Raw genomic sequence first — 18,999 nt, 5'->3', positions numbered from 1 at the left:
TGCCAGACCGTAGGCCGTATTCAGAAGGCTATCAGAGCATCCGCTCCTTCGTGGTCGTGAATTCCAGGTCCGGATTCTTTTCCTGCGCGTAGCCGACTTCCCAGGCATTCTTGGCAAGATAGACGGGCGCGCCGTCCAGGTCGGTGCCGACGGCCGACTTGTTCTTGTCCAGGAAGGCTTCGAGCTTGGCTTCATCGTCACAATTTATCCAGCGCGCGACATTGTAGGATGCCTGCTCGAAAACGACCTCCAGATTGTATTCCGCTGCCATGCGCTCAGCCATCACATCAATCTGGAGCGAGCCGACGGCGCCGACAATCATGTCAGACCCGAGCGCCGCTGTGAAAAGCTGGGTCACACCTTCCTCGGCGAGGCTCTCCAGCGCCTTGCGCAGGTGCTTCGACTTCATCGGATCCTTTGGACGGGCACGACGCAGAATTTCCGGCGCGAAATTCGGAATGCCCTGGAAACGGATGTTGCCGTTTTCGGATAAACTGTCGCCTACCCGCAGCTGGCCGTGGTTCGGCACGCCGATCACGTCGCCGGCATAAGCCGTCTCGGCGATCTCCCGGTCCTGCGCAAGAAACATGAGAGGCGCATGAACATTGATCTGCTTGTTCGATGTCGTCTTCAGGCGCATGCCGCGCTTGAACTCGCCCGAGCAGAGCCGCAGGAAGGCCACACGGTCACGATGGTTCGGGTCCATGTTTGCCTGGATCTTGAAAACAAAGCCGGAAACCGGCTTGTCGCTACGCTCGACAGTCACGGGATCACCGCTTTTCTGCGCGGTTTGCGGGCGTGGGCCGGGCGCAAATTCCGCCAGTGTCGACAACAGCTCCGAGACCCCGAAATGGCGCAGCGCCGAGCCGAAGACAACGGGTGTCATATGCCCTTCCGCATAGGCTTCCGGGTCGAAGTCCGGCAGGGCTTCACGTGCAAGTTCGGCGCCCTCTTCCAGCTCGTCCATCACTTCGGAATCAATCGTTCCGCGGGCTTCCTGCATACCTATACGCGGGCTCGGTCCGGGCTCCAGCGCCTCATCGGCAGTGCGTTTGCGGAACTGGACGAAATCATTCTTGCGCAGGTCCATCATGCCGGCAAAGCGCTGCCCCGAAGCGGCTGGCCAGTAAAGCGGCGAGGTATCCAGCTGGAGCTTGTCCTGTATCTCATCGAGAAGTTCGAGCGGATCGAGCGCTTCGCGGTCCATCTTGTTGATGAAGGTCGTGATCGGGATGTCGCGCATCCGGCAGACCTCGAACAGCTTCAGTGTCTGCGGCTCGATCCCCTTGGCCGCATCGAGCACCATGACAGCCGAATCCGCCGCCGTCAGCGTGCGGTAGGTATCTTCGGAGAAGTCTTCGTGGCCCGGCGTATCCAGCAGGTTGAAAACCAGCCCGTCACGCTCGAACGTCATCACGGAGGCCGACACGGAGATGCCCCGGTCACGCTCGATCTTCATCCAGTCAGACTGGGTCCGGCGGCGCTCACCACGCGCGGCGACCTGTCCGGCCAGCCGGATCGCGCCGCCTGCAAGAAGAAGGTTCTCGGTCAGCGTCGTCTTACCGGCATCCGGGTGTGAAATGATGGCGAAGGTCCGCCGGCGGGCGGCTTCGTCTGCGGGTGTCAGGGACATGGTCAAGTATCGCGTGAAGCAATGAATGTGTTGAGCGCCGTCGCCTAGCCGATCTTGGCCTGCAATGAAAGATGTCTGCTGGATTGCCTTACCGTGGCAGAGGCGGCTAGGGTCGCAACAACTTCAAAATTGCAGGGTGTGAGGAATGTCAGATCAATCGCAGGCGACAGAGACGAAAGGTTTTCTCGGCTGGGTCGAGAAAACGGGCAACAAGCTGCCCGATCCGGTTTTCATCTTCTTCTACCTGATCATCGCCCTGATGATCATCTCGGTCATCACATCCGCACTCGGCGCGAATGCGGTTCTTGGCGAGCAGGTCCTCAGCGGGATGGCTGAGTCGCAGAAGCAGCGTTTCTCGATTGGCGAAGATGGCCTCATCCCCGCGATCAGCCTGTTGTCGCCTGACAATATCCAGCGGCTCTGGGTGGAAATGCCGGAGACATTCACGCACTTCCATCCGCTCGGCTATGTGCTGGTCGTCATGCTTGGCGCCGGCGTCGCAGAACGCTCCGGCCTGTTCGCCGCAGGGATGCGGTCTGCTGTCCGCGGAGCTCCGAAATTCCTGCTGACCCCGGTTGTTGCCCTGGTTGCAATGGTCGGCAATCATGCCGCTGATGCCGCCTATGTCGTCCTGATCCCGCTCGCAGGCATCCTGTTCGCCTCCGCCGGGCGCCACCCGATTGCCGGTATCACGGCCGCCTTTGCAGGGGTTTCCGGCGGTTTCTCGGCCAACCTGTTCCCTGGCCAGCTTGATGCACTTCTCTACGGCATTACCGAAGCTGCCGGAGAAATCCTCGTGCCGGACTATGACGCAAACATTGCCGGTAACTGGTGGTTCATCGCGGCCATTCTCTTCATCTACCTGCCGATCATCTGGCTGGTCACCGACCGTGTAATCGAGCCGAAACTCGGTGCATACGAACCGTCCGGCACGGCGGCCAACAGCTTCAATGAGGATGACAAGCCGCTTGAGCCCGAACAGGTGAAAGGTCTGAAATGGGCCGGTCTTGCCTGCCTCGGCACCATCGCGCTCTGGGCCTTCATGACCTGGGGGCCGGGAACGCCGCTGATCAGTGAAGCCCCGGAAGGCGAAACGGTCGAGTGGTACATCGAGTATTCGCCTTTCTTCAATTCGCTGGTTGCCTTCTTCCTGGTGATCTTCCTGGCCGCCGGCTGGGCCTATGGCGCGGCTGCCAACACGATCAACAATCATAAGGATCTGGTGGAGATGATGGCGGAGGCCATGAAGGACATGGGCTATTACCTCGTCCTTGCCTTTGCCGCCGCTCATTTCGTGGCCATGTTCAGCTGGTCGAATCTTGGCCTGATCTCGGCTGTCCACGGCGCCGATGCGATCGAGAGCTCCGGACTTCCCCTGCCCATCCTGCTCGGTCTGATCGTCCTCTTCTCCGCGTCGATCAACCTGTTTGTCGGCTCGGCAAGTGCGAAATGGGCGCTGCTAGCACCGGTCATGGTGCCGATGCTGATGCTGCTTGGCGTCTCGCCAGACGGTGCCACGGCGGTCTATCGCGTGGGCGATGCCGCAACAAACATCATCACCCCGCTCATGGTCTATTTCCCGCTCATCCTTGTCTTCGCACAGCGCTGGCAGAAGGATTTCGGGCTTGGCAGCCTGATGGCGATGATGATCCCGTATTCGGTCTGGATGCTGATTTCCGGCGTCCTGCTCGTCGTACTGTGGGTCTGGCTCGGCTGGGACCTCGGACCGGGCGCACCGATGAGATTCGAACTGCCCAGCGCAGGTTAGGCGATCCGGCGGAGCTCGGCTTCCAGCCGCTGGGGCACAGCCCTGGCGGCAACCAGCTCCCGGCTTGCCATACCTCTGGCGAATGTTTCCAGAACCGTTTCGGGCACGTCCTGCAAAAGCGGCTGGGTTGTCCCGTCCTCGCGCAATTTCAGCATGAAGCTGTTGGCACCCGTACGTGAAATGACAAGCGCAGCCAGGTCACAGGCCTCGGAGTCTACAACGCGCCGCCATGTCAGTCGGGCATGGTCAAGCCGGGCATGAACAAAGTCGACGACATCACTCACTGAAAGGTCATGCGGATATCCGCACCGCATCGCCTTCCACCGCCTTTCGACATGAATTTCCGGCGCGGCCACATCGACAATCTGGTCGTTCAGAAAAAACAGCATGTTGCGTGCCCCCTTCGGCCTCACATGCAGGTTCCCTGATTTGTGCTTAACGCTTGGTTACCATATGCCGGATGGCAGAATACGGGTGCCAGGCCCGATCATTATCAAACACCGTGAATTTCACCGGCGGCTGCTTCGGCTTTCACCCATTTGATGAATGCACGAACATCTTCGGAAATGTGGCGTCCTTTCGGCCAGACGAGCCAGTAACCGAAGTCGATGCTGGTTGATCCGTCCGCAAATGGTGCAACCAGCCGCCCGGCAGCCATGTCTGAGGAAGCAATAGCGCGCTTGGCCAGTACGATGCCCCGGCCCGATGCAGCCGCCTCGATGGCCAGGGATGACTGGTTGAACCGCGGACCGCGAGTTGAATCCATCTTGTCGGCAACACCACGAGCGGCCAGCCAGCTTGTCCAGTCCGGGCAGGACGGGTCCTTCTCCGTACTCTCATCATGTATGAGCGCATGATTGGCCAGGTCTTCGGGTCTGCGGATCGCATCCTTGCCCTCCAGCAGGCGTGGTGAGCAGACAGGCAGGACAGTTTCGTCCATCAGTTTTTCTGATTTCAGTCCGTCATAACTGCCGCGGCCATAGCGGATCGCGAAATCTGCGTCTGCTGTGGTGAAATCCGTGATCGACATATCGGCCGATATCCAGGCCTCGATGCCGGGATGGGCAATGTGAAACCTGTCGAGCCTAGGGGCCAGCCACTTGGCGGCAAATGAAGGGGCACAGGAGACCATGACCCGGCCTTTCCGGGCGGGCATCTGCATGATGCGCCCCGCCTCTGTGATCTTCGAGAAGGCTTCCCGCACAAGCGGAAGGCTGGCCTGCGCCGCGTCGGTCAGCAGGACACTGCGCCCTGTTCGTTTGAAGAGTGGCGTCCCGGCATATTCCTCAAGCTGGCGGATATGCTGCGACACTGCGCCCGGCGTGACATTGAGCTCTTCAGCTGCCTTACTGAAGGAAAGTCGTCTTGCAGCAGCTTCAAACGCCCGCAAGGCATTCAGGGGCGGAAGGCGGTCATGATTATCGGCCATGTTCGGCCTCTCATAGTTTATCTAAACGATCGGATCAGGGGTCTACGCTTGCGGGGACCGTCCCACAAGCCCCATTTTCCCGGCACGTCAGCGACTGATTTTTAATGTGAGCTCTAATGCGCCTGTTCCCAGCCTTCTTCCTGATGGATGATGCCCACATCGTCATTTTCGGCGATGGCACCAATGCCGAACGCAAGGTGCGGCTTGTTGCCAAGACGCCTGCGCGAATATCGCTGGTGTCAGAAAGCCTGCCCCGCTGGACGAGCGACTTCACCGATAAAGTGACACTCGTATCGCCGGGAGAGGCTGGCCGCGCCCTCGAAACCGCGCGTTTCACCATCATCGCGCTTGAGGATGATGATGAAGCACATGCCGCCTACAGACTCGCCCGCGAGCATGGCGTTCCGGTCAATACGGTCGACCGCAAGGAGATGTGCGACTTCACCGTGCCAAGCCTTCTCGACCGTGGCGAGATCGTCGCGGCGGTCGCCACAGGCGGAGCTGCTCCCGTTCTGGCGAAGGATATTCGTGCCAAGCTCGAGACGCTGATGCCTGAACGGATTGGCGCACTTGCTGCACTCGCCGAGCGCTGGCGCCCGGCTGTGAAAGAGGCTATTGGAAACGAAACGGAGCGCCGTCATTTCTGGGAAAGCGCCCTGCGCGGCCCTGTAGCTGAAGCCGTCTACGCAAATGATGATGCGCGCGCCGAAACACTCATGGGCGAAACGCTCGAACAGTTTGCCCGGTCGGCCACAGCAACCGGCAGAGGCCCCGTGCATATCGTCGGGGCCGGGCCGGGCGATCCTGAACTACTTACACTCAAGGCGTTCCGCCTGATCCAGCAGGCCGATATCGTCTTTCACGACAAGCTCGTCTCACCGGAGATCATGGACATGATCCGCCGCGACGCCGAGCGCGTGCCAGTCGGTAAGTCCAAGGGCGAACACCTCGTGCCACAGGATGGTATTCACGAGCTGATGATCGCCGCCTCCCAGGAGGGCAAACGCGTGGTCCGCCTGAAGGGCGGCGACCCGTTCATTTTCGGCCGCGGCGGCGAGGAAGTCGAAGCGCTGCGTGAAGCCGGGATCGAGGCCACTGTCGTGCCCGGCATATCGTCTGCCATGGGATGTGCCTCGGGTGCCAACATTCCCCTCACTCACCGCGACCATGCCCAGACGCTGACCTTCGTAACCGGTCATGCCCGGCGGGGTGGCGTTCCGGATCTCGACTGGCAGGGTCTCGCCAAACCCCACCAGACAGTGGTGGTCTTCATGGGCGTTGGCACGTCGGCCACGATTTCTGAAAAACTGCAGGAAGCCGGCCTTTCCGGTGAAACGCCCGTGGCCGTTATCGAGAATGGCACGCGTGCTAATGAGAAGCGCGCCTTCGGAGAGCTTGCGCAGCTTCCGAAGATAATCGAAACACGCGGCATCAAGGGGCCGGCCCTGCTCATCATTGGTGAGGTCGCAGGGCTTCCGGCCGAAGCCCAGGACAGCATTATTGCGGAGGCACTCGCATGACATCGGTTCGCCCGAAACTGAAGCCGGACCAGCCAAAGACGGTCACTGCATGGGAAACAGCAACCGGCAAGGTTGTATGGATGACAGCCGATGGTAGCTGGAGCGATAATCCGTCACAGCTTGGTGTCTTCGTTGGCGACGAGGCTGAAGAGAAACTTTCAGCCGCACAGGCCCAGGAAGATACTGTGACGGACCCTTACTTCATGCAGGTGAGCGAAGACGGGACCATCGAAGGACGCGAGACCCTGCGTGAAAATATCCGCGCGAACGGGCCGACCATTCATCCGCAATTCCAGCGGGGCGCAAGCTGACAAGCTCTGTCGTCCTTTCTGAAGAGGTAAGAAATGTACAGGTATGACGAATTCGACGCACAACTCGTGCATGAACGGGTCGAACAGTTTCGCGGACAGGTGGCCCGCCGCCTGTCGGGCAAACTGAAAGAGGACGAGTTCAAGCCGCTGAGGCTCCAGAACGGCGTCTACCTCCAGCTGCACGCCTACATGCTGCGCATTGCCGTGCCCTATGGCCAGCTCAGCTCGCGCAAGATGCGCCGGCTGGCCAAGATCGCGCGTGACTATGACCGTGGCTATGGTCACTTCACCACACGCCAGAACATACAGTTCAACTGGGTCGCCCTGAAAGACATTCCCGATGTGCTGGCAGAACTCGCCGAAGTCGAGATGCACGCCATCCAGACCTCGGGCAACTGCATCCGTAACACGACGAGCGACCACTATGCCGGCGCGACGAAGGACGAGATCATGGACCCGCGCCCCTGGTGCGAGATCATCCGCCAGTGGTCGACCTTCCATCCGGAATTCGCCTTCCTGCCGCGCAAGTTCAAGATCGCTGTAACGGCAGCCGAGCATGACCGCGCTGCGATCAAGGTCCACGATATCGGCCTGCACATGCGCCAGCGGAACGGTGAGACCGGTTTCGAAGTATATGTCGGCGGCGGCCAGGGCCGTACTCCGCATATCGCCGCAAAGGTGGCAGACTTCGTGCCTGAAGCCGAGCTGCTCGATTATCTCGAAGCGATCATGCGCGTCTATAACCGCTTCGGACGGCGCGACAATAAGTTCAAGGCCCGGATCAAGATCCTCGTCGCGGAGACCGGTGAAGAAGAGTTCCGCAAGCTGGTCGAGGAAGAATACGCCGCCCAGCGCGAGGGCGAAAAGATCGACCTTCCCCAGGAAGAGATTGACCGTATTCACGCCTATTTCACGCCGCCGGAACTGGCCGCAAAGCCAGCCACCTCCGAAGGTTTCGAGAAGGCGAAGACAGCGGACCCGGCTTTTGCCCGCTGGACCCGTGCCAACCTGCACGAGCACAAGGTGGACGGATATACGACCGTGACGGTCAGCCTGAAGCCGATCGGGGTTGCCGCAGGTGATGCGACCGACACGCAGATGATGGTCGTCGCGCATCTCGCCGAGACCTACGGCCATGACGATATTCGCGTCACCCATGCGCAGAACCTCGTCCTGCCGCATATCGCGCTGGATGATGTCTATGACGTCTACCGTGAACTGGATGCGGCTGGCCTCGCCACCCCGAATGAAGGGCTTATCTCGGACATGATCGTCTGCCCGGGGCTGGACTACTGCAACCTCGCCAATGCCCGCTCAATCCCAGTCGGAATTGCGATCCAGGAAGCCTTTGCCGATCCGGACGACCAGGCCGATATCGGCAAGTTCCACATCAACATCTCCGGCTGTATCAATGCCTGCGGCCACCACCATGTTGGCCATGTCGGTATTCTGGGCGTCGACCGGAAAGGTGAGGAATACTACCAGATCACGCTGGGCGGGCGCGCCGACGAAAAGGCTGCCATCGGCTCAATTGCCGGGCCGGGCCTGAAAGCCGACGATGTGCCTGTCGCCCTGAAACGCCTCGTTGACCGTTATCGCGAGTTGCGCACCAGCAAGGATGAGACCTTCATCGAGACTTTCGAACGTGAAGGCATGGATGCATTCAAAGAGGCGATCTATGCCGGAGCGTAAGGATTAGAGCGTCATCCCGGAGAGCGGAGCAGCGCATGGCCGGGCCCCAGTAATTTACGGCGTAATATGTGACATCCGGGTCCCGGCTCTGCGCCTTGCTCCGGCCGGGATGACGAAAAGAGGTTTTCGAATAATGCCACTCATCAAGAACGGTCAGGAAGTCGATGATGTCTGGGCCTATGTCCCGGACGAAGCCCCGCTTTCTCCCGGCGGCTGCATCACGGTCTCCCTGTCGCGCTTTCGCAGCGAGACCGAGCTCCTGCTCGCCCGAAACACCGAAATTGGCGTGCGTCTGGAGCCGGCCGACGACCCGCAGGAACTCGAGGACCACCTCGAACGCCTGGCCCTGATCGAGATCGATTTCCCCAAATATACCGATGGCCGCGGCTACTCCCAGGCCCAGCTCCTGCGGCGGCGTTATGGCTATACGGGCGAGCTGCGCGCTGTCGGCCAGGTCCTGCGAGATCAGATTCTCTATATGAACCGTTCAGGCTTCGATGCTTTCGAGACAGAGCGGACCGAACTACCTTCCATACTGCAGGCGCTGGAGGAATTTTCAGCGTTCTATCAACCGGCAGCAGATGGTGCGGCAACCGTATTTGCCCGCCGCCATGGAAAGAAATAGAGGCCTTCATGCCTTATGCGGATTATCAGACACGTCTTCAGGAGCCCGTGAAAGACCGCCTCGCGCGCCTGAACGGCGAACTGCGTGAAGCTTCCGCGACCACGATCCTGCGGGCATCACTTGTTCGCGAGTGGCAGGAAAAAATCACTTATGTGTCCAGCTTCGGGGCTGAGAGCGCCGTCATGCTGGCCCTGATTGCCGATGTCGACCCAAACTTTCCGATTGTTTTCCTCGAAACCGGTATGCATTTTCCGCAGACACTGGATTACAAGGACCAGTTGATTGACCAGCTCGGCCTGACCAATGTCCGCGAGATTCCGCCGAGCGAGACCGAGCGCAAGGTGCTCGATCCGAAGAACACCCTCTGGAAAACCGATCCGGATGCCTGCTGCGCCTTGCGTAAGGTGCGCCCGCTCGAACCGGCACTTGAAGGTTTTGATGCCTGGATAACAGGCCGAAAGCGCTTTCATGGCGGTGCCCGGCTCAGCCTGCCAGTTTTCGAACATGCCGACGGCCGCTTCAAGGTGAACCCGCTGGCAAGCTGGACGCAGGAAGATGTCGATGGCTTTTTTGCCCGCCGTAACCTGCCCCGTCACCCGCTTGTCGACCAGGGGTATCCTTCTATCGGTTGCTGGCCCTGCACCAAGCCGGCCGAAGACCCGAACGATATACGTTCAGGCCGCTGGGCCGGTATGGACAAGAGCGAGTGCGGACTGCACGTCGACAAGAAAGAACGCCCCCGCGTCTTCTAGCCAACCAAAATTTTGACAGATTTCGCGTGATATTCGGGAACCATGCCGAATATCACGCGTTTTTTCTTTTCCGCTTTTTTTCTGACCACGCTCATTAGCGGCTTTGCTGATGCTAAAGTGCTTCACGATGACCGCTCCCCGCAAGCCATCATGGGCAATGCGTTATGGCAGGAAGCCATGTCCGCTTATGCCGCCCATGAAGATCATGTCAGCAATGACGACTATATGATCGTGATCGACTATCGCCGCCATTCCGGCGAGCCGCGCTTCTTTCTGATCGACATGGAAGAGAAGACTGCCGAGGCCTATCTCGTTTCGCACGGACGCGCTTCAGATCCGGATCATGATGGAATGGCTGACCGCTTTTCCAATGTATCTGGATCAAAAATGTCATCACTTGGCAGCTTCGTGACCGCGGAAACGTATTATGGCAAGCACGGCCTGTCCTTGCGTCTTGATGGCCTTGAAAGCCAGAATGCAGCCGCCCGAGAGCGCGCAATTGTCATTCATGGCGCCGATTATGTGGACGCCAACCGGTCCAAGATGGGGCGCAGCTGGGGATGCCCGTCACTTGAACAGCATGTCGCGGCAGACCTGATTCCGAAGATCGCCGATGGCGTGCTGATCTACACGCGCGGACCGGAGGCTGAGGACGAACTATACGCCGATATTGTCGATAAGGCGGGTTGATCCCATCCACGCAGCGGCCAGTAAACGGCACGCCTGCCCTTCCCGGAGAGGCCCGTCCGGCAGGTCCTGCAAATCTTCCGGATCGACAGCGCTGACATAATCCAGCTTTGCAAAGCCGGCAGCAAGGATCAGGCCCCGCGCTTCCGTTACAACTTCTTCGACCGGAGCACCTATGCGGATACGGCAGGCTGCACGATGCAAGGCCGATGAAATCGCACTGGCACGCGCGCGCTCTTCCTCGCTCAGATAAGCGTTGCGCGAAGACTGGGCGAGACCGTCGGCATCCCGCCAGGTCCTTCCACCGATAATCTCGATCCCAAATCCGAGATCGCGCACCATGCGCCGGATGATCTGGAGCTGTTGATAGTCCTTTTCCCCGAAGACGGCCGTATCCGGCTTCACGTGTATGAACAGGCGGGCAACGACGGTTGCGACACCATAGAAGAAATGCGGGCGATGAATCCCGTCCAGCAAGTCGGACATTTCCTCGACACGGACATTCGTGAGCGAGCCTGCCGGATACATCTCTTCGACACTCGGACAATAGACCAGGTCACAGCCCGCCTCGCCCAGTCTTGCAACATCGCCAGCCTCATCGCGCGGATACCGGTCCAGGTCTTCACCGGGCGCAAACTGAGTCGGGTTCACGAAAATGCTCACGACGACAAAATCGCACTTTTCCCCAGCTTTTCTGACAAGCGAAATATGCCCGTCGTGAAGCGCCCCCATTGTCGGTACGAACCCGATTTGCCTGCCTTTTTTTCGTTCCGCGGCGACAGCGTCCTGCAATTCAGTGCGCGTCCTGACGATCCTGGCCTGCTGAATACCCACTTGGAGATGCTCCCGAACTCTGATTTCGTAAACACGCCATTAACCAAATCGCGTGACTTGTTCATCTATGAGAAAGCCTATCATGCCTCGCCTCAAGACACTTTTCGCCCGCAGGGGCCTGCCTTCTCTCAAGCTCCGTAAAAAGGCATATTCGCGTCATATCAACCGTGAATCTGTTCCGGTCGAGGCCGAACGCTTCAAGGCCGCGCGCGCAGACTATTATCGCAGCGACCGCTCTCTAGAAGCCCGGATCCACTCAGATACCGTAGATGCGCTAACAGATGCACTTGCACGCCTGCGAAGCACATTGTGCGATGTGGCCGAAGAAGCGCCTGTTGTCGCAGAAGCTGAAACTGCAACGGCTTGTAACACTGCCCTCTATGATCGCGACCTGTTTGACGGCGAGCCCCTCTATATGGGCCAGGGCAAGGGCGAGATTACCGGTCTCGATGAAGACCTCTTCGAAGAGGCCGCTCCGGCAACACCACGTGTAGGCCGCAGTCACGCACCAATTCTTTCTCAACCGGCTGCCTGACAACGGCACCCTGATGCAAGGCCAAGTGGAGTAGACACAGATGCCAGCAGATGGATTCGGCACAGTGGATCAGAAGACCCCTCATTCTCTAAGGCAGACCTCAGACACCGACGCTCGTGTGATCGTCGTTGGCAATGAAAAAGGTGGTGCCGGCAAGTCCACCGTCGCCATGCACATGTCCGTCGCGCTCATGCGCATGAACCAGCGCGTCGGAGTGATCGATCTGGATGTGCGCCAGAGAACGCTCACGCGCTACCTCGAAAACCGCCTGCGCTGGGTCCAGTCAACCGGCTCGAAGCTTCCCATTCCGGAAATCATCCGCGTGGATGCCAGCACTGAACGCGACCTCGACGCCGCCGAACGTGAAGAGTCGGAGCGGTTACTGGGCGCCATCAAACGCCTGAAAGCGGTTTGCGACGTTATCATAATCGACGTGCCAGGCGGCGACACCTTCCTCGCCCGGCTTGCGCATACCGTTGCCGACACACTGGTGACGCCCCTGAATGACAGCTTTGTCGACTTCGACCTGCTGGGTGACGTAAATCCGCAGACGCTCGAAGTTATCCGGCCCAGCTTCTACTCGGAAATGGTCTGGAACTGCCGCAAGAAGAAGGCCCAGGAATCACGCAAACCGATTGACTGGATTGTGATGCGCAACCGCGTTTCGCCACTGGAAGCGCGCAACAAGCAGAAGGTTGGGGAGGCACTGAACAACCTCTCGAAGCGGATCGGGTTTCGGCTTGGACCGGGCCTGTCCGAACGTGTGATCTATCGCGAACTGTTCCCCGCCGGGTTGACCCTTCTGGACCTCACGGAGCGCGGCTCGAACATTGCCTTCACGATGAGCCATGTAGCCGCCCGACAGGAACTGAGGGACCTGGTTATCCTGCTCAAGCTACCAGCGCTTGCAGGGGCAGAGATCACCTTCTGAACCCATCGCAAGACACGCCCTGGACAAATGAAAACGCCCACCAGAACTGGTGGGCGTTTTCTAGTTAACGTCATGATCCTGCAGCTACTCGGCGGGGACCAGCTCTTCAAAGCTGCCGCTCTCATCGCCTTCGCCAACCGGCTTGGGTGCGAAGACCTGCCCGTTCAGCATCGGCATCGCGGCCCCATCCGGATTGATCGGGGACTGGAGCGCGCTGAAGGCATAATCTGCTTTCAGTTCATCAGGCTCACTGTTCTCGTCGAAGCTTTCATAAGCCGCCTCGATCAAGTCTGCGACATGAGCATCGCGTGATTTCGATGTCGATCCGCCGAACATGATTGCAATGATGCGTCGCCCGTCACGTTTGGCAGAAGCCATCAGGTTGAAGCCGGACGCCCGCGTGTAGCCCGTCTTGATTCCGTCGACCCCATCAACGCTATCGAGGAGGTTGTTGTGATTGCCGTAGGTACGGCTGCCCCACTTGAAACTCTGACGTGAAAAATAGTGGTAATAGTCCGCATGATCCTCAAGCAAGCGTTCCGCGAGGATTGCCATATCACGAGCTGTCGACACCTGCTGATCATCCGGCAGGCCGGACGCATTGCGGAAGATCGTATTCTTCATACCCATTGACTTGGCTTTTGCGGTCATCAGGGTTCCAAAGCGGGATTCTGTGCCGCCAAGCCGTTCTGCGACGACGGCAGCAACGTCATTTGCCGACTTCGTCACAAGCGCATCGATCGCATCACGCACACTTATCGTCGAACCGACGCTCAGCCTGAGCGCGGAAGGTGGCTGGGAAGCAGCGTGACGAGATACTTTGAGCTTTTCGTCGAATGTGACCTCGCCAGCCTTGAGTGCATCGAACAGCATGTAGAGCGTCATCGCCTTGGTCATGGAGGCGGGAAACCGGGCTGTGTCTGCATGCCTGGCGTGAAGGACTTCATTGGTATCAGCATCGACAACAATGGATGCGTATTTCTCTGCGATTGCGGCCGGCGCACAAACAACGATGAGCGCGATTGCACCGAGAGCTGCCCGTATCCCCTTACCGCCAGCACGAATTGCCATGGATTTCCTCCGTCCCAGAACGTTGTGAACCCCGGCCCGCCGAAGATTCGATCATAGGGTGGCCAAATTGTATTATCCAGTCGTTAACCACACCCTCAAGAAGAGGCCGAATGTGCAGTACCTCCGAGCCGTCATGGCCATTTTTGTGCGGCGCACAATAAATGTTGCAACCGCGAACATCATGGTCTATATACTCCTCACCAAAGGAGTGTTCTCATGGCCAAGACCGAAACAAACATGTTTGGGGCCTTCAACCCCGAGACTTTCACCAAAGCATTTCCCTTCGCCACCCAGTTTGGCGACATGGGCAAGGACGCAATGACTGCCAGCACCGCAAGCGCGAAAGCGTCGGTGAAAAGTTTCCAGGATGTCAGTGCGGCCATGATGCGTCAGGCGCAGGACCGCGTCAGCATGACGGTAGAAACCGGCAAGACGCTGGCCGGTGCGAAAACAATGGATGAAGCCGTCGAAATCCAGTCCAGCTATTTCCGCAACGCCTTTCAGGCACAGATGGACGGGCTTAATGAACTGGCCGGTATCTATTCTACCGCAATGAAAGACTGCATGGAGCCGTTTTCAGGCTATGCCAAGGGCGTCATGGATGAGGCCAAGAAGGCCGCGCCAAAAGCAAAAGCATCCTGATCTGACCACAAATCAGGCAAGTTGATAGAATGGCCGGCTGTGATTGCAGCCGGCCATTTTCTTATGTGGCAGCTGTAGAAGACTGCATACGGGAGCATTTGCAGACGCTAGGATTAACTCATGGATGAGCGGGTGAACTTCGAAACCCTGCATCGGCCAACCTCGCCGAATACATGCCTGCTGGCGCCGAAATGGCTCTGCGGGCATGCAACGCCTGATATAGAGTCGCCAATCTTCCTGCTTTCACCCGACAGGCTTTTTGCTGAAATCAGCCTCCTTGTAGGCGCATACGATCACTGGTCGGTTCATTTAAATGATGAAACTGCCCGGCAGATAGAATGCATTGCCACGACAAAAGTCCTTAAATTCAAGGACGATATCGCCATTCGCGTCATTCCTGACGTCAACTCACAAGAAAAATCGCAACTGGCCATCTATTCGCGCTCGCGAGTCGGCTATCATGACCTTGGTGCGAACCGTAAAAGGGTTGAACTGCTGCTGCGGGAGTTGAATCAATACACACAAACAACAGTTTGAGCAGTGATGTTCACCTGTTCAGGCTTAAAATTGCCAAATGCAAACCATATCTTTTTACCATGATGGCTAGAGACGACAGACCAAGGCTCGCGGAACCGGAAGATCCTACCGGACCGGCAAAGACGGGCGACACGGACGGGCCTGGCCTGGCGACCGAAACCCGGGTCAAGACGAAGAAGCCGTCCATGTACCGGGTTCTGCTACTTAACGACGATTACACGCCCATGGAGTTCGTGGTCTTCGTCCTGGAGCAATTCTTCAACAAGAATCGCGAACAAGCGACACGCATCATGCTGCACGTACATCAGAAAGGTGTGGGTGTATGTGGTGTATACACTTTCGAAGTCGCTGAAACGAAAGTGGCTCAGGTCATGGACCTGGCGCGGCGTAACGAGCATCCTCTGCAATGCACGATGGAGAAAGAGGATTAGAAGCCTATGCCTTCACTGACCGATAGCCTCGAAAATGCCCTTGAAAAGGCCCTCAACCTGGCCGGGGAGCGTTCGCACGAATACTCAACGCTCGAACACCTGCTCCTGGCGCTGACGGAAGATACTGACGCGGTGGAAGTGATGACGGCCTGCAAGGTCGACATCAACCTGCTGCGCCAGTCCCTGACGCAATATATTGACGAGGAACTATCAAGCCTCATTACCGATAACCCGGCCGTGAGCGTGCAGCCGACAGCTGCCTTCCAGCGTGTCGTCCAGCGCGCCATCCTGCACGTGGAGAGTTCGGGACGCGATGAAGTCTCCGGCGCAAACGTGCTTATTTCCATCTTCTCCGAACGCGAAAGCCATGCCGCCTATTTCCTGCAGGAGCAGGACATGACGCGCTATGATGCTGTCAATTTCGTCTCGCACGGCCTTGCCAAGTCTCCAGGCATGTCCCGCAGCTCCACGCCACGCGGCGCCGAAGAAACCGAGCAGCAGCAGAAACAGGGCCCGGCCAAGGAAGCCCTCGAAGCCTATTGCGTGAACCTCAATGAGAAAGCCAAACAGGGCAAGATTGACCCGCTGATCGGGCGAAATTTCGAAATCGAGCGCTGCATCGAAGTGCTGTGCCGCCGGTCCAAGAATAACCCGGTTCTCGTTGGCGACCCTGGCGTTGGCAAGACCGCCATCGCCGAAGGCCTTGCCAAGAAGATTGTCGATGGCGAGGTCCCGGAAATTTTGGAAGACGCCGTCATCTGGGCGCTCGATATGGGGGCCCTGCTTGCGGGAACGCGTTATCGCGGTGATTTCGAGGAACGCCTGAAGGCGGTCATGAAGGAAGTCGGCGAACAGGAGAAAGGCATCCTGTTCATCGACGAGATTCATACCGTGATCGGGGCTGGCGCGACGTCAGGCGGCGCGATGGATGCCTCGAACCTCCTCAAGCCTGCCCTGCAGAGCGGCGAAGTCCGTTGCATGGGCTCGACGACCTTCAAGGAGTTCAAGCAGCACTTCGAAAAAGACCGCGCGCTTGCCCGCCGTTTCCGCAAGGTGGATGTCGTCGAACCGTCCGTGCCGGATGCCGTGAAAATCCTCACCGGCCTGAAACCGGTCTTCGAGGAGTTTCATGGCCTGCGTTACACTAATGAAGCGATCAAGACGGCCGTCGAGCTTTCAGCACGGTATATCAACGACCGTAAGCTGCCAGACAAGGCCATCGACGTGATCGACGAAGCCGGGGCCACCCAGTGGCTGATCCCGGAAAGCCGCCGGCGCAAGCAGATCGGCACGAAGGAAGTCGAGGCGATCATCGCCAAGATCGCGCGAATTCCTCCCAAGCAGGTCTCCAAGGACGACGCCGCCGCGCTCAAGAATCTCGAGCCGGACCTCAAGCGTGTGGTGTATGGACAGGACCAGGCGATCGAGGCGCTGTCCTCATCGATCAAGCTCGCCCGCGCCGGCCTTCGCGAGCCGAACAAGCCAATCGGCTCCTACCTGTTCACCGGCCCGACCGGTGTCGGCAAGACCGAAGTTGCCCGCCAGCTCGCCTCAATCATGGGCGTGGAACTGCTGCGCTTCGACATGTCGGAATACATGGAGCGCCACACTGTCTCCCGCCTGATCGGCGCGCCGCCCGGCTATGTCGGCTTCGACCAGGGCGGCCTGCTGACCGACGGCGTCATGCAGCATCCGCACTGTGTGCTCCTGCTCGACGAGATCGAGAAGGCCCACCAGGACCTGTTCAACATCCTGCTTCAGGTGATGGACAATGGTTCGCTCACCGACGCTAATGGCCGTCAGGTCGATTTCCGCAACGTGATCGTGATCATGACGACGAATGCCGGCGCCTCTGACGCGGCGAAGAACTCCATCGGCTTCGGCCGCGGCAAGAAGACAGACGAGCAGGAAGATGCCCTGAAGCGCCTCTTCACGCCGGAGTTCCGCAACCGTCTCGACTCCACCATCATGTTCGGTGGCCTGACACAGGAAATCATCGAACGTGTCGTCGAGAAATTCGTCCTGCAACTCGAAGTCCAGCTGGCCGACCGCAATGTCACGATCGAACTCAGTGATGCGGCCCGTGACTGGCTGGCCGAACGCGGCTTCGACGAAGAGTTCGGCGCCCGGCCACTGGCACGCACCATTCAGGAGCACGTCAAGAAGCCGATGGCCGAGGAGCTCCTCTTTGGCAAGCTCGCCAAAGGCGGTGCGGTCAAGATCGACACCGACAAGGACGACGCGAAAAAACTGTCTTTCGAGTACATCGAAGACAAGGGCAAGAAGTCCAAGCCCAAGAAAAAGGGCAAGCCCGAACAGGTCGACTAGGCCCCTGCCCTGCAAATCAGGAAAAGCCCTCATTCTAGATGAGGGCTTTTTTTGTGGCCTGTCCTACCAGACCATTGCATCCTTGAGCTTGGCATGGAGGTCTGGCGGAATGTCATCGCCCTGCTTGCCCTGCTTCAGATCAGCCGGTGCTTCTACGGGTTTCAGATAACGCCAGCCCTGGAAAGGACGCTTCGGTGTCGGGTCGACAGGAATGAGTTCCGGATCGAATACAAGCTCACAGGCACGCTTGCCGTTACGGTCATCTATCACGCGGATATCGGAGAATGACTGGCGTACCTGTATAATGCCCTTGATCACCCAGTATATGGAGCCTCCATCCAGAAGCTCATCAATCTTCTTCGGCACCATGCGGGTATGGTGTACAGGCAGGGGCGCGCGTTGCATGACACGTTTCTGCCACGCCTCAAGGTCAGCGATTTCGCCTGCCCCGACACAGAGTTTGATCATGTGCATCGTCACAGGCGTGACTCTAACGCTCAGCGAGGTCCGGACCAGTGCCAGTTTGCCGCTGGGCCTTGAATCTGGCTTCGGCTTCGGGACTTGAAAAGAAGAACTCTACCGAAGTGACCTGGGCAACATAGTCGCGCTCGGTCCTGCGGTAGCGGCCCTCAGCTTCGATATCGACGGCAAACGAAGACACATAGGACAAGCCCCAGACCGGGTCGCTTTCGAGAATGAAAGACTGTTCGAATTCGACCAGACGCACACCTTCGGGGCCTCGGACAGGTTCCGGCAGACTGTAATCCAGTCGCATCACGCGGGCTGTCCGCGGCTCCATCCAGAGAGCGGCATCGATGTGGCTGGCGAACCCGGAATCGACATTATCATTATTGAAGTAGGGAATGTGCTGAAACTCAATACGCCAAGCTTTACCGTAATCATTGACATCAACGCGGTTGCCTAGACTTCCTCTCAGACCGCCAGGGAAAAGCCGCCCATCAGGCACCGTCTCATCCTGCCACGCCGAGACGGCATCATCGAGATCGTCATCCTTGCCCTCAGAAGACACCAGCTGCCACTGACTGGCCTCTTCAAGCCGCGGATCGAAGCGCAGTTCACGCATCGCATTGTCACTGTTGAGACGTACGGTGAATGCCGCCCTGAATGTCTCCGGCACTTCGGTCGCCTGTAGTGCCCGGTCTATCGGTCCTGTCTGCACAGACAGTTCGAACGCCAGCGCCAATACAAGTCCAAACGACAAATAAAACCTCCGGCTCCAGCCGTCCTGGCTGGCTCATTTACAAATACATGC

Annotated in this window: 20 protein-coding genes; 13 read left to right on the top strand and 7 right to left on the bottom strand. The window is 58.5% G+C overall.

What is annotated here, in order from left to right:
- Positions 1-31: 31 nt before the first annotated feature.
- Positions 32-1,633 (bottom strand): peptide chain release factor 3, encoded by a 1,602-nt coding sequence (locus Q1K31_RS03265; RefSeq protein ID WP_300376653.1) that lies wholly within the window; start codon positions 1,631-1,633, stop codon positions 32-34.
- A gap of 145 nt (positions 1,634-1,778) precedes the next feature.
- Between Q1K31_RS03265 and Q1K31_RS03260 the strand changes: the two genes are divergently transcribed.
- A complete protein-coding gene (locus tag Q1K31_RS03260) occupies positions 1,779-3,401 on the top strand; it encodes an AbgT family transporter (RefSeq protein ID WP_300376651.1) in 1,623 nt (540 codons plus the stop codon).
- Here the strand turns inward: Q1K31_RS03260 and Q1K31_RS03255 are convergent.
- Together Q1K31_RS03255 and gcvA are read right to left on the bottom strand one after the other, a co-directional pair.
- Positions 3,398-3,790 (bottom strand): hypothetical protein, encoded by a 393-nt coding sequence (locus Q1K31_RS03255; RefSeq protein ID WP_300376649.1) that lies wholly within the window; start codon positions 3,788-3,790, stop codon positions 3,398-3,400. The genes Q1K31_RS03260 and Q1K31_RS03255 overlap by 4 nt on opposite strands.
- Before the next feature lie 104 nt (positions 3,791-3,894).
- Positions 3,895-4,830 carry a transcriptional regulator GcvA gene (gene gcvA, locus Q1K31_RS03250; RefSeq protein ID WP_300376647.1) on the bottom strand — a complete coding sequence of 312 codons (936 nt, stop codon included), beginning with the start codon at positions 4,828-4,830 and terminating at the stop codon, positions 3,895-3,897.
- Between the two features lie 116 nt (positions 4,831-4,946).
- Between gcvA and cysG the strand changes: the two genes are divergently transcribed.
- The 6 genes from cysG (at position 4,947) to Q1K31_RS03220 (ending at position 10,420) form a co-directional block, all read left to right on the top strand.
- Positions 4,947-6,350, top strand: a complete 1,404-nt coding sequence (cysG, locus tag Q1K31_RS03245; protein ID WP_300376645.1) for a siroheme synthase CysG — start codon at positions 4,947-4,949, stop codon at positions 6,348-6,350.
- Positions 6,347-6,661: a DUF2849 domain-containing protein gene (locus tag Q1K31_RS03240; RefSeq protein ID WP_300376643.1), complete on the top strand. Its 315-nt coding sequence runs from the start codon at positions 6,347-6,349 to the stop codon at positions 6,659-6,661. Before cysG ends, Q1K31_RS03240 begins: the two co-directional genes overlap by 4 nt.
- Before the next feature lie 33 nt (positions 6,662-6,694).
- Entirely contained in the window at positions 6,695-8,353 is a 1,659-nt protein-coding gene (locus tag Q1K31_RS03235; protein ID WP_300376641.1) for a nitrite/sulfite reductase, read from the top strand.
- A 133-nt stretch (positions 8,354-8,486) separates the two neighbouring features.
- Entirely contained in the window at positions 8,487-8,978 is a 492-nt protein-coding gene (locus tag Q1K31_RS03230) for a DUF934 domain-containing protein (RefSeq protein ID WP_300376639.1), read from the top strand.
- An 8-nt stretch (positions 8,979-8,986) separates the two neighbouring features.
- Entirely contained in the window at positions 8,987-9,730 is a 744-nt protein-coding gene (locus tag Q1K31_RS03225; RefSeq protein ID WP_300376637.1) for a phosphoadenylyl-sulfate reductase, read from the top strand.
- 42 nt (positions 9,731-9,772) lie between these two features.
- The gene (locus tag Q1K31_RS03220) at positions 9,773-10,420 is read left to right on the top strand and encodes a murein L,D-transpeptidase catalytic domain family protein (protein ID WP_300376635.1); all 648 of its coding nucleotides are present in this window, start codon (positions 9,773-9,775) and stop codon (positions 10,418-10,420) included.
- Here the strand turns inward: Q1K31_RS03220 and panC are convergent.
- Positions 10,388-11,245: a pantoate--beta-alanine ligase gene (gene panC, locus Q1K31_RS03215; protein ID WP_367187517.1), complete on the bottom strand. Its 858-nt coding sequence runs from the start codon at positions 11,243-11,245 to the stop codon at positions 10,388-10,390. The genes Q1K31_RS03220 and panC overlap by 33 nt on opposite strands.
- Before the next feature lie 88 nt (positions 11,246-11,333).
- Between panC and Q1K31_RS03210 the strand changes: the two genes are divergently transcribed.
- Together Q1K31_RS03210 and Q1K31_RS03205 are read left to right on the top strand one after the other, a co-directional pair.
- Positions 11,334-11,786, top strand: a complete 453-nt coding sequence (locus Q1K31_RS03210; protein ID WP_300376631.1) for a hypothetical protein — start codon at positions 11,334-11,336, stop codon at positions 11,784-11,786.
- Between the two features lie 40 nt (positions 11,787-11,826).
- Entirely contained in the window at positions 11,827-12,717 is an 891-nt protein-coding gene (locus Q1K31_RS03205) for a division plane positioning ATPase MipZ (protein WP_300376629.1), read from the top strand.
- Between the two features lie 84 nt (positions 12,718-12,801).
- Here Q1K31_RS03205 and Q1K31_RS03200 read toward each other — a convergent pair whose 3' ends face one another.
- The gene (locus tag Q1K31_RS03200) at positions 12,802-13,788 is read right to left on the bottom strand and encodes a D-alanyl-D-alanine carboxypeptidase family protein (protein ID WP_300376627.1); all 987 of its coding nucleotides are present in this window, start codon (positions 13,786-13,788) and stop codon (positions 12,802-12,804) included.
- Positions 13,789-14,004: 216 nt separating this feature from the next.
- Here Q1K31_RS03200 and Q1K31_RS03195 point away from each other — a divergent pair, with 216 nt between their 5' ends.
- The 4 genes from Q1K31_RS03195 (at position 14,005) to clpA (ending at position 17,726) form a co-directional block, all read left to right on the top strand.
- Positions 14,005-14,430: a phasin family protein gene (locus tag Q1K31_RS03195; RefSeq protein WP_300376625.1), complete on the top strand. Its 426-nt coding sequence runs from the start codon at positions 14,005-14,007 to the stop codon at positions 14,428-14,430.
- Positions 14,431-14,550: 120 nt separating this feature from the next.
- A complete protein-coding gene (locus Q1K31_RS03190) occupies positions 14,551-14,967 on the top strand; it encodes a DUF1499 domain-containing protein (RefSeq protein ID WP_300376623.1) in 417 nt (138 codons plus the stop codon).
- A gap of 59 nt (positions 14,968-15,026) precedes the next feature.
- Entirely contained in the window at positions 15,027-15,398 is a 372-nt protein-coding gene (clpS, locus tag Q1K31_RS03185; RefSeq protein ID WP_300376620.1) for an ATP-dependent Clp protease adapter ClpS, read from the top strand.
- 6 nt (positions 15,399-15,404) lie between these two features.
- Positions 15,405-17,726 carry an ATP-dependent Clp protease ATP-binding subunit ClpA gene (gene clpA / locus Q1K31_RS03180; RefSeq protein ID WP_300376618.1) on the top strand — a complete coding sequence of 774 codons (2,322 nt, stop codon included), beginning with the start codon at positions 15,405-15,407 and terminating at the stop codon, positions 17,724-17,726.
- 63 nt (positions 17,727-17,789) lie between these two features.
- Here the strand turns inward: clpA and Q1K31_RS03175 are convergent, their stop codons facing one another.
- The gene (locus tag Q1K31_RS03175) at positions 17,790-18,194 is read right to left on the bottom strand and encodes a DUF1489 domain-containing protein (RefSeq protein WP_300376616.1); all 405 of its coding nucleotides are present in this window, start codon (positions 18,192-18,194) and stop codon (positions 17,790-17,792) included.
- A 22-nt stretch (positions 18,195-18,216) separates the two neighbouring features.
- Positions 18,217-18,948: a hypothetical protein gene (locus Q1K31_RS03170; RefSeq protein WP_300376614.1), complete on the bottom strand. Its 732-nt coding sequence runs from the start codon at positions 18,946-18,948 to the stop codon at positions 18,217-18,219.
- Between the last annotated feature and the right edge of the window lie 51 nt (positions 18,949-18,999).

This window comes from Henriciella sp. (assembly GCF_029936995.1).
GTDB lineage: Bacteria > Pseudomonadota > Alphaproteobacteria > Caulobacterales > Hyphomonadaceae > Henriciella.
Note: the sequence above shows the minus strand (reverse complement) of the source record. Positions and strands in the feature narration are given on the sequence as shown.

Coding starts and splice junctions, on each gene's coding strand:
- Q1K31_RS03265 (WP_300376653.1), bottom strand. CDS start 1,633: ATGTCCCTGACACCCGCAGACGAAGCCGCCCGCCGGCGGACCTTCGCC.
- Q1K31_RS03260 (WP_300376651.1), top strand. CDS start 1,779: ATGTCAGATCAATCGCAGGCGACAGAGACGAAAGGTTTTCTCGGCTGG.
- Q1K31_RS03255 (WP_300376649.1), bottom strand. CDS start 3,790: ATGCTGTTTTTTCTGAACGACCAGATTGTCGATGTGGCCGCGCCGGAA.
- gcvA (WP_300376647.1), bottom strand. CDS start 4,830: ATGGCCGATAATCATGACCGCCTTCCGCCCCTGAATGCCTTGCGGGCG.
- cysG (WP_300376645.1), top strand. CDS start 4,947: ATGCGCCTGTTCCCAGCCTTCTTCCTGATGGATGATGCCCACATCGTC.
- Q1K31_RS03240 (WP_300376643.1), top strand. CDS start 6,347: ATGACATCGGTTCGCCCGAAACTGAAGCCGGACCAGCCAAAGACGGTC.
- Q1K31_RS03235 (WP_300376641.1), top strand. CDS start 6,695: ATGTACAGGTATGACGAATTCGACGCACAACTCGTGCATGAACGGGTC.
- Q1K31_RS03230 (WP_300376639.1), top strand. CDS start 8,487: ATGCCACTCATCAAGAACGGTCAGGAAGTCGATGATGTCTGGGCCTAT.
- Q1K31_RS03225 (WP_300376637.1), top strand. CDS start 8,987: ATGCCTTATGCGGATTATCAGACACGTCTTCAGGAGCCCGTGAAAGAC.
- Q1K31_RS03220 (WP_300376635.1), top strand. CDS start 9,773: ATGCCGAATATCACGCGTTTTTTCTTTTCCGCTTTTTTTCTGACCACG.
- Q1K31_RS03210 (WP_300376631.1), top strand. CDS start 11,334: ATGCCTCGCCTCAAGACACTTTTCGCCCGCAGGGGCCTGCCTTCTCTC.
- Q1K31_RS03205 (WP_300376629.1), top strand. CDS start 11,827: ATGCCAGCAGATGGATTCGGCACAGTGGATCAGAAGACCCCTCATTCT.
- Q1K31_RS03200 (WP_300376627.1), bottom strand. CDS start 13,788: ATGGCAATTCGTGCTGGCGGTAAGGGGATACGGGCAGCTCTCGGTGCA.
- Q1K31_RS03195 (WP_300376625.1), top strand. CDS start 14,005: ATGGCCAAGACCGAAACAAACATGTTTGGGGCCTTCAACCCCGAGACT.
- Q1K31_RS03190 (WP_300376623.1), top strand. CDS start 14,551: ATGGATGAGCGGGTGAACTTCGAAACCCTGCATCGGCCAACCTCGCCG.
- clpS (WP_300376620.1), top strand. CDS start 15,027: ATGATGGCTAGAGACGACAGACCAAGGCTCGCGGAACCGGAAGATCCT.
- clpA (WP_300376618.1), top strand. CDS start 15,405: ATGCCTTCACTGACCGATAGCCTCGAAAATGCCCTTGAAAAGGCCCTC.
- Q1K31_RS03175 (WP_300376616.1), bottom strand. CDS start 18,194: ATGATCAAACTCTGTGTCGGGGCAGGCGAAATCGCTGACCTTGAGGCG.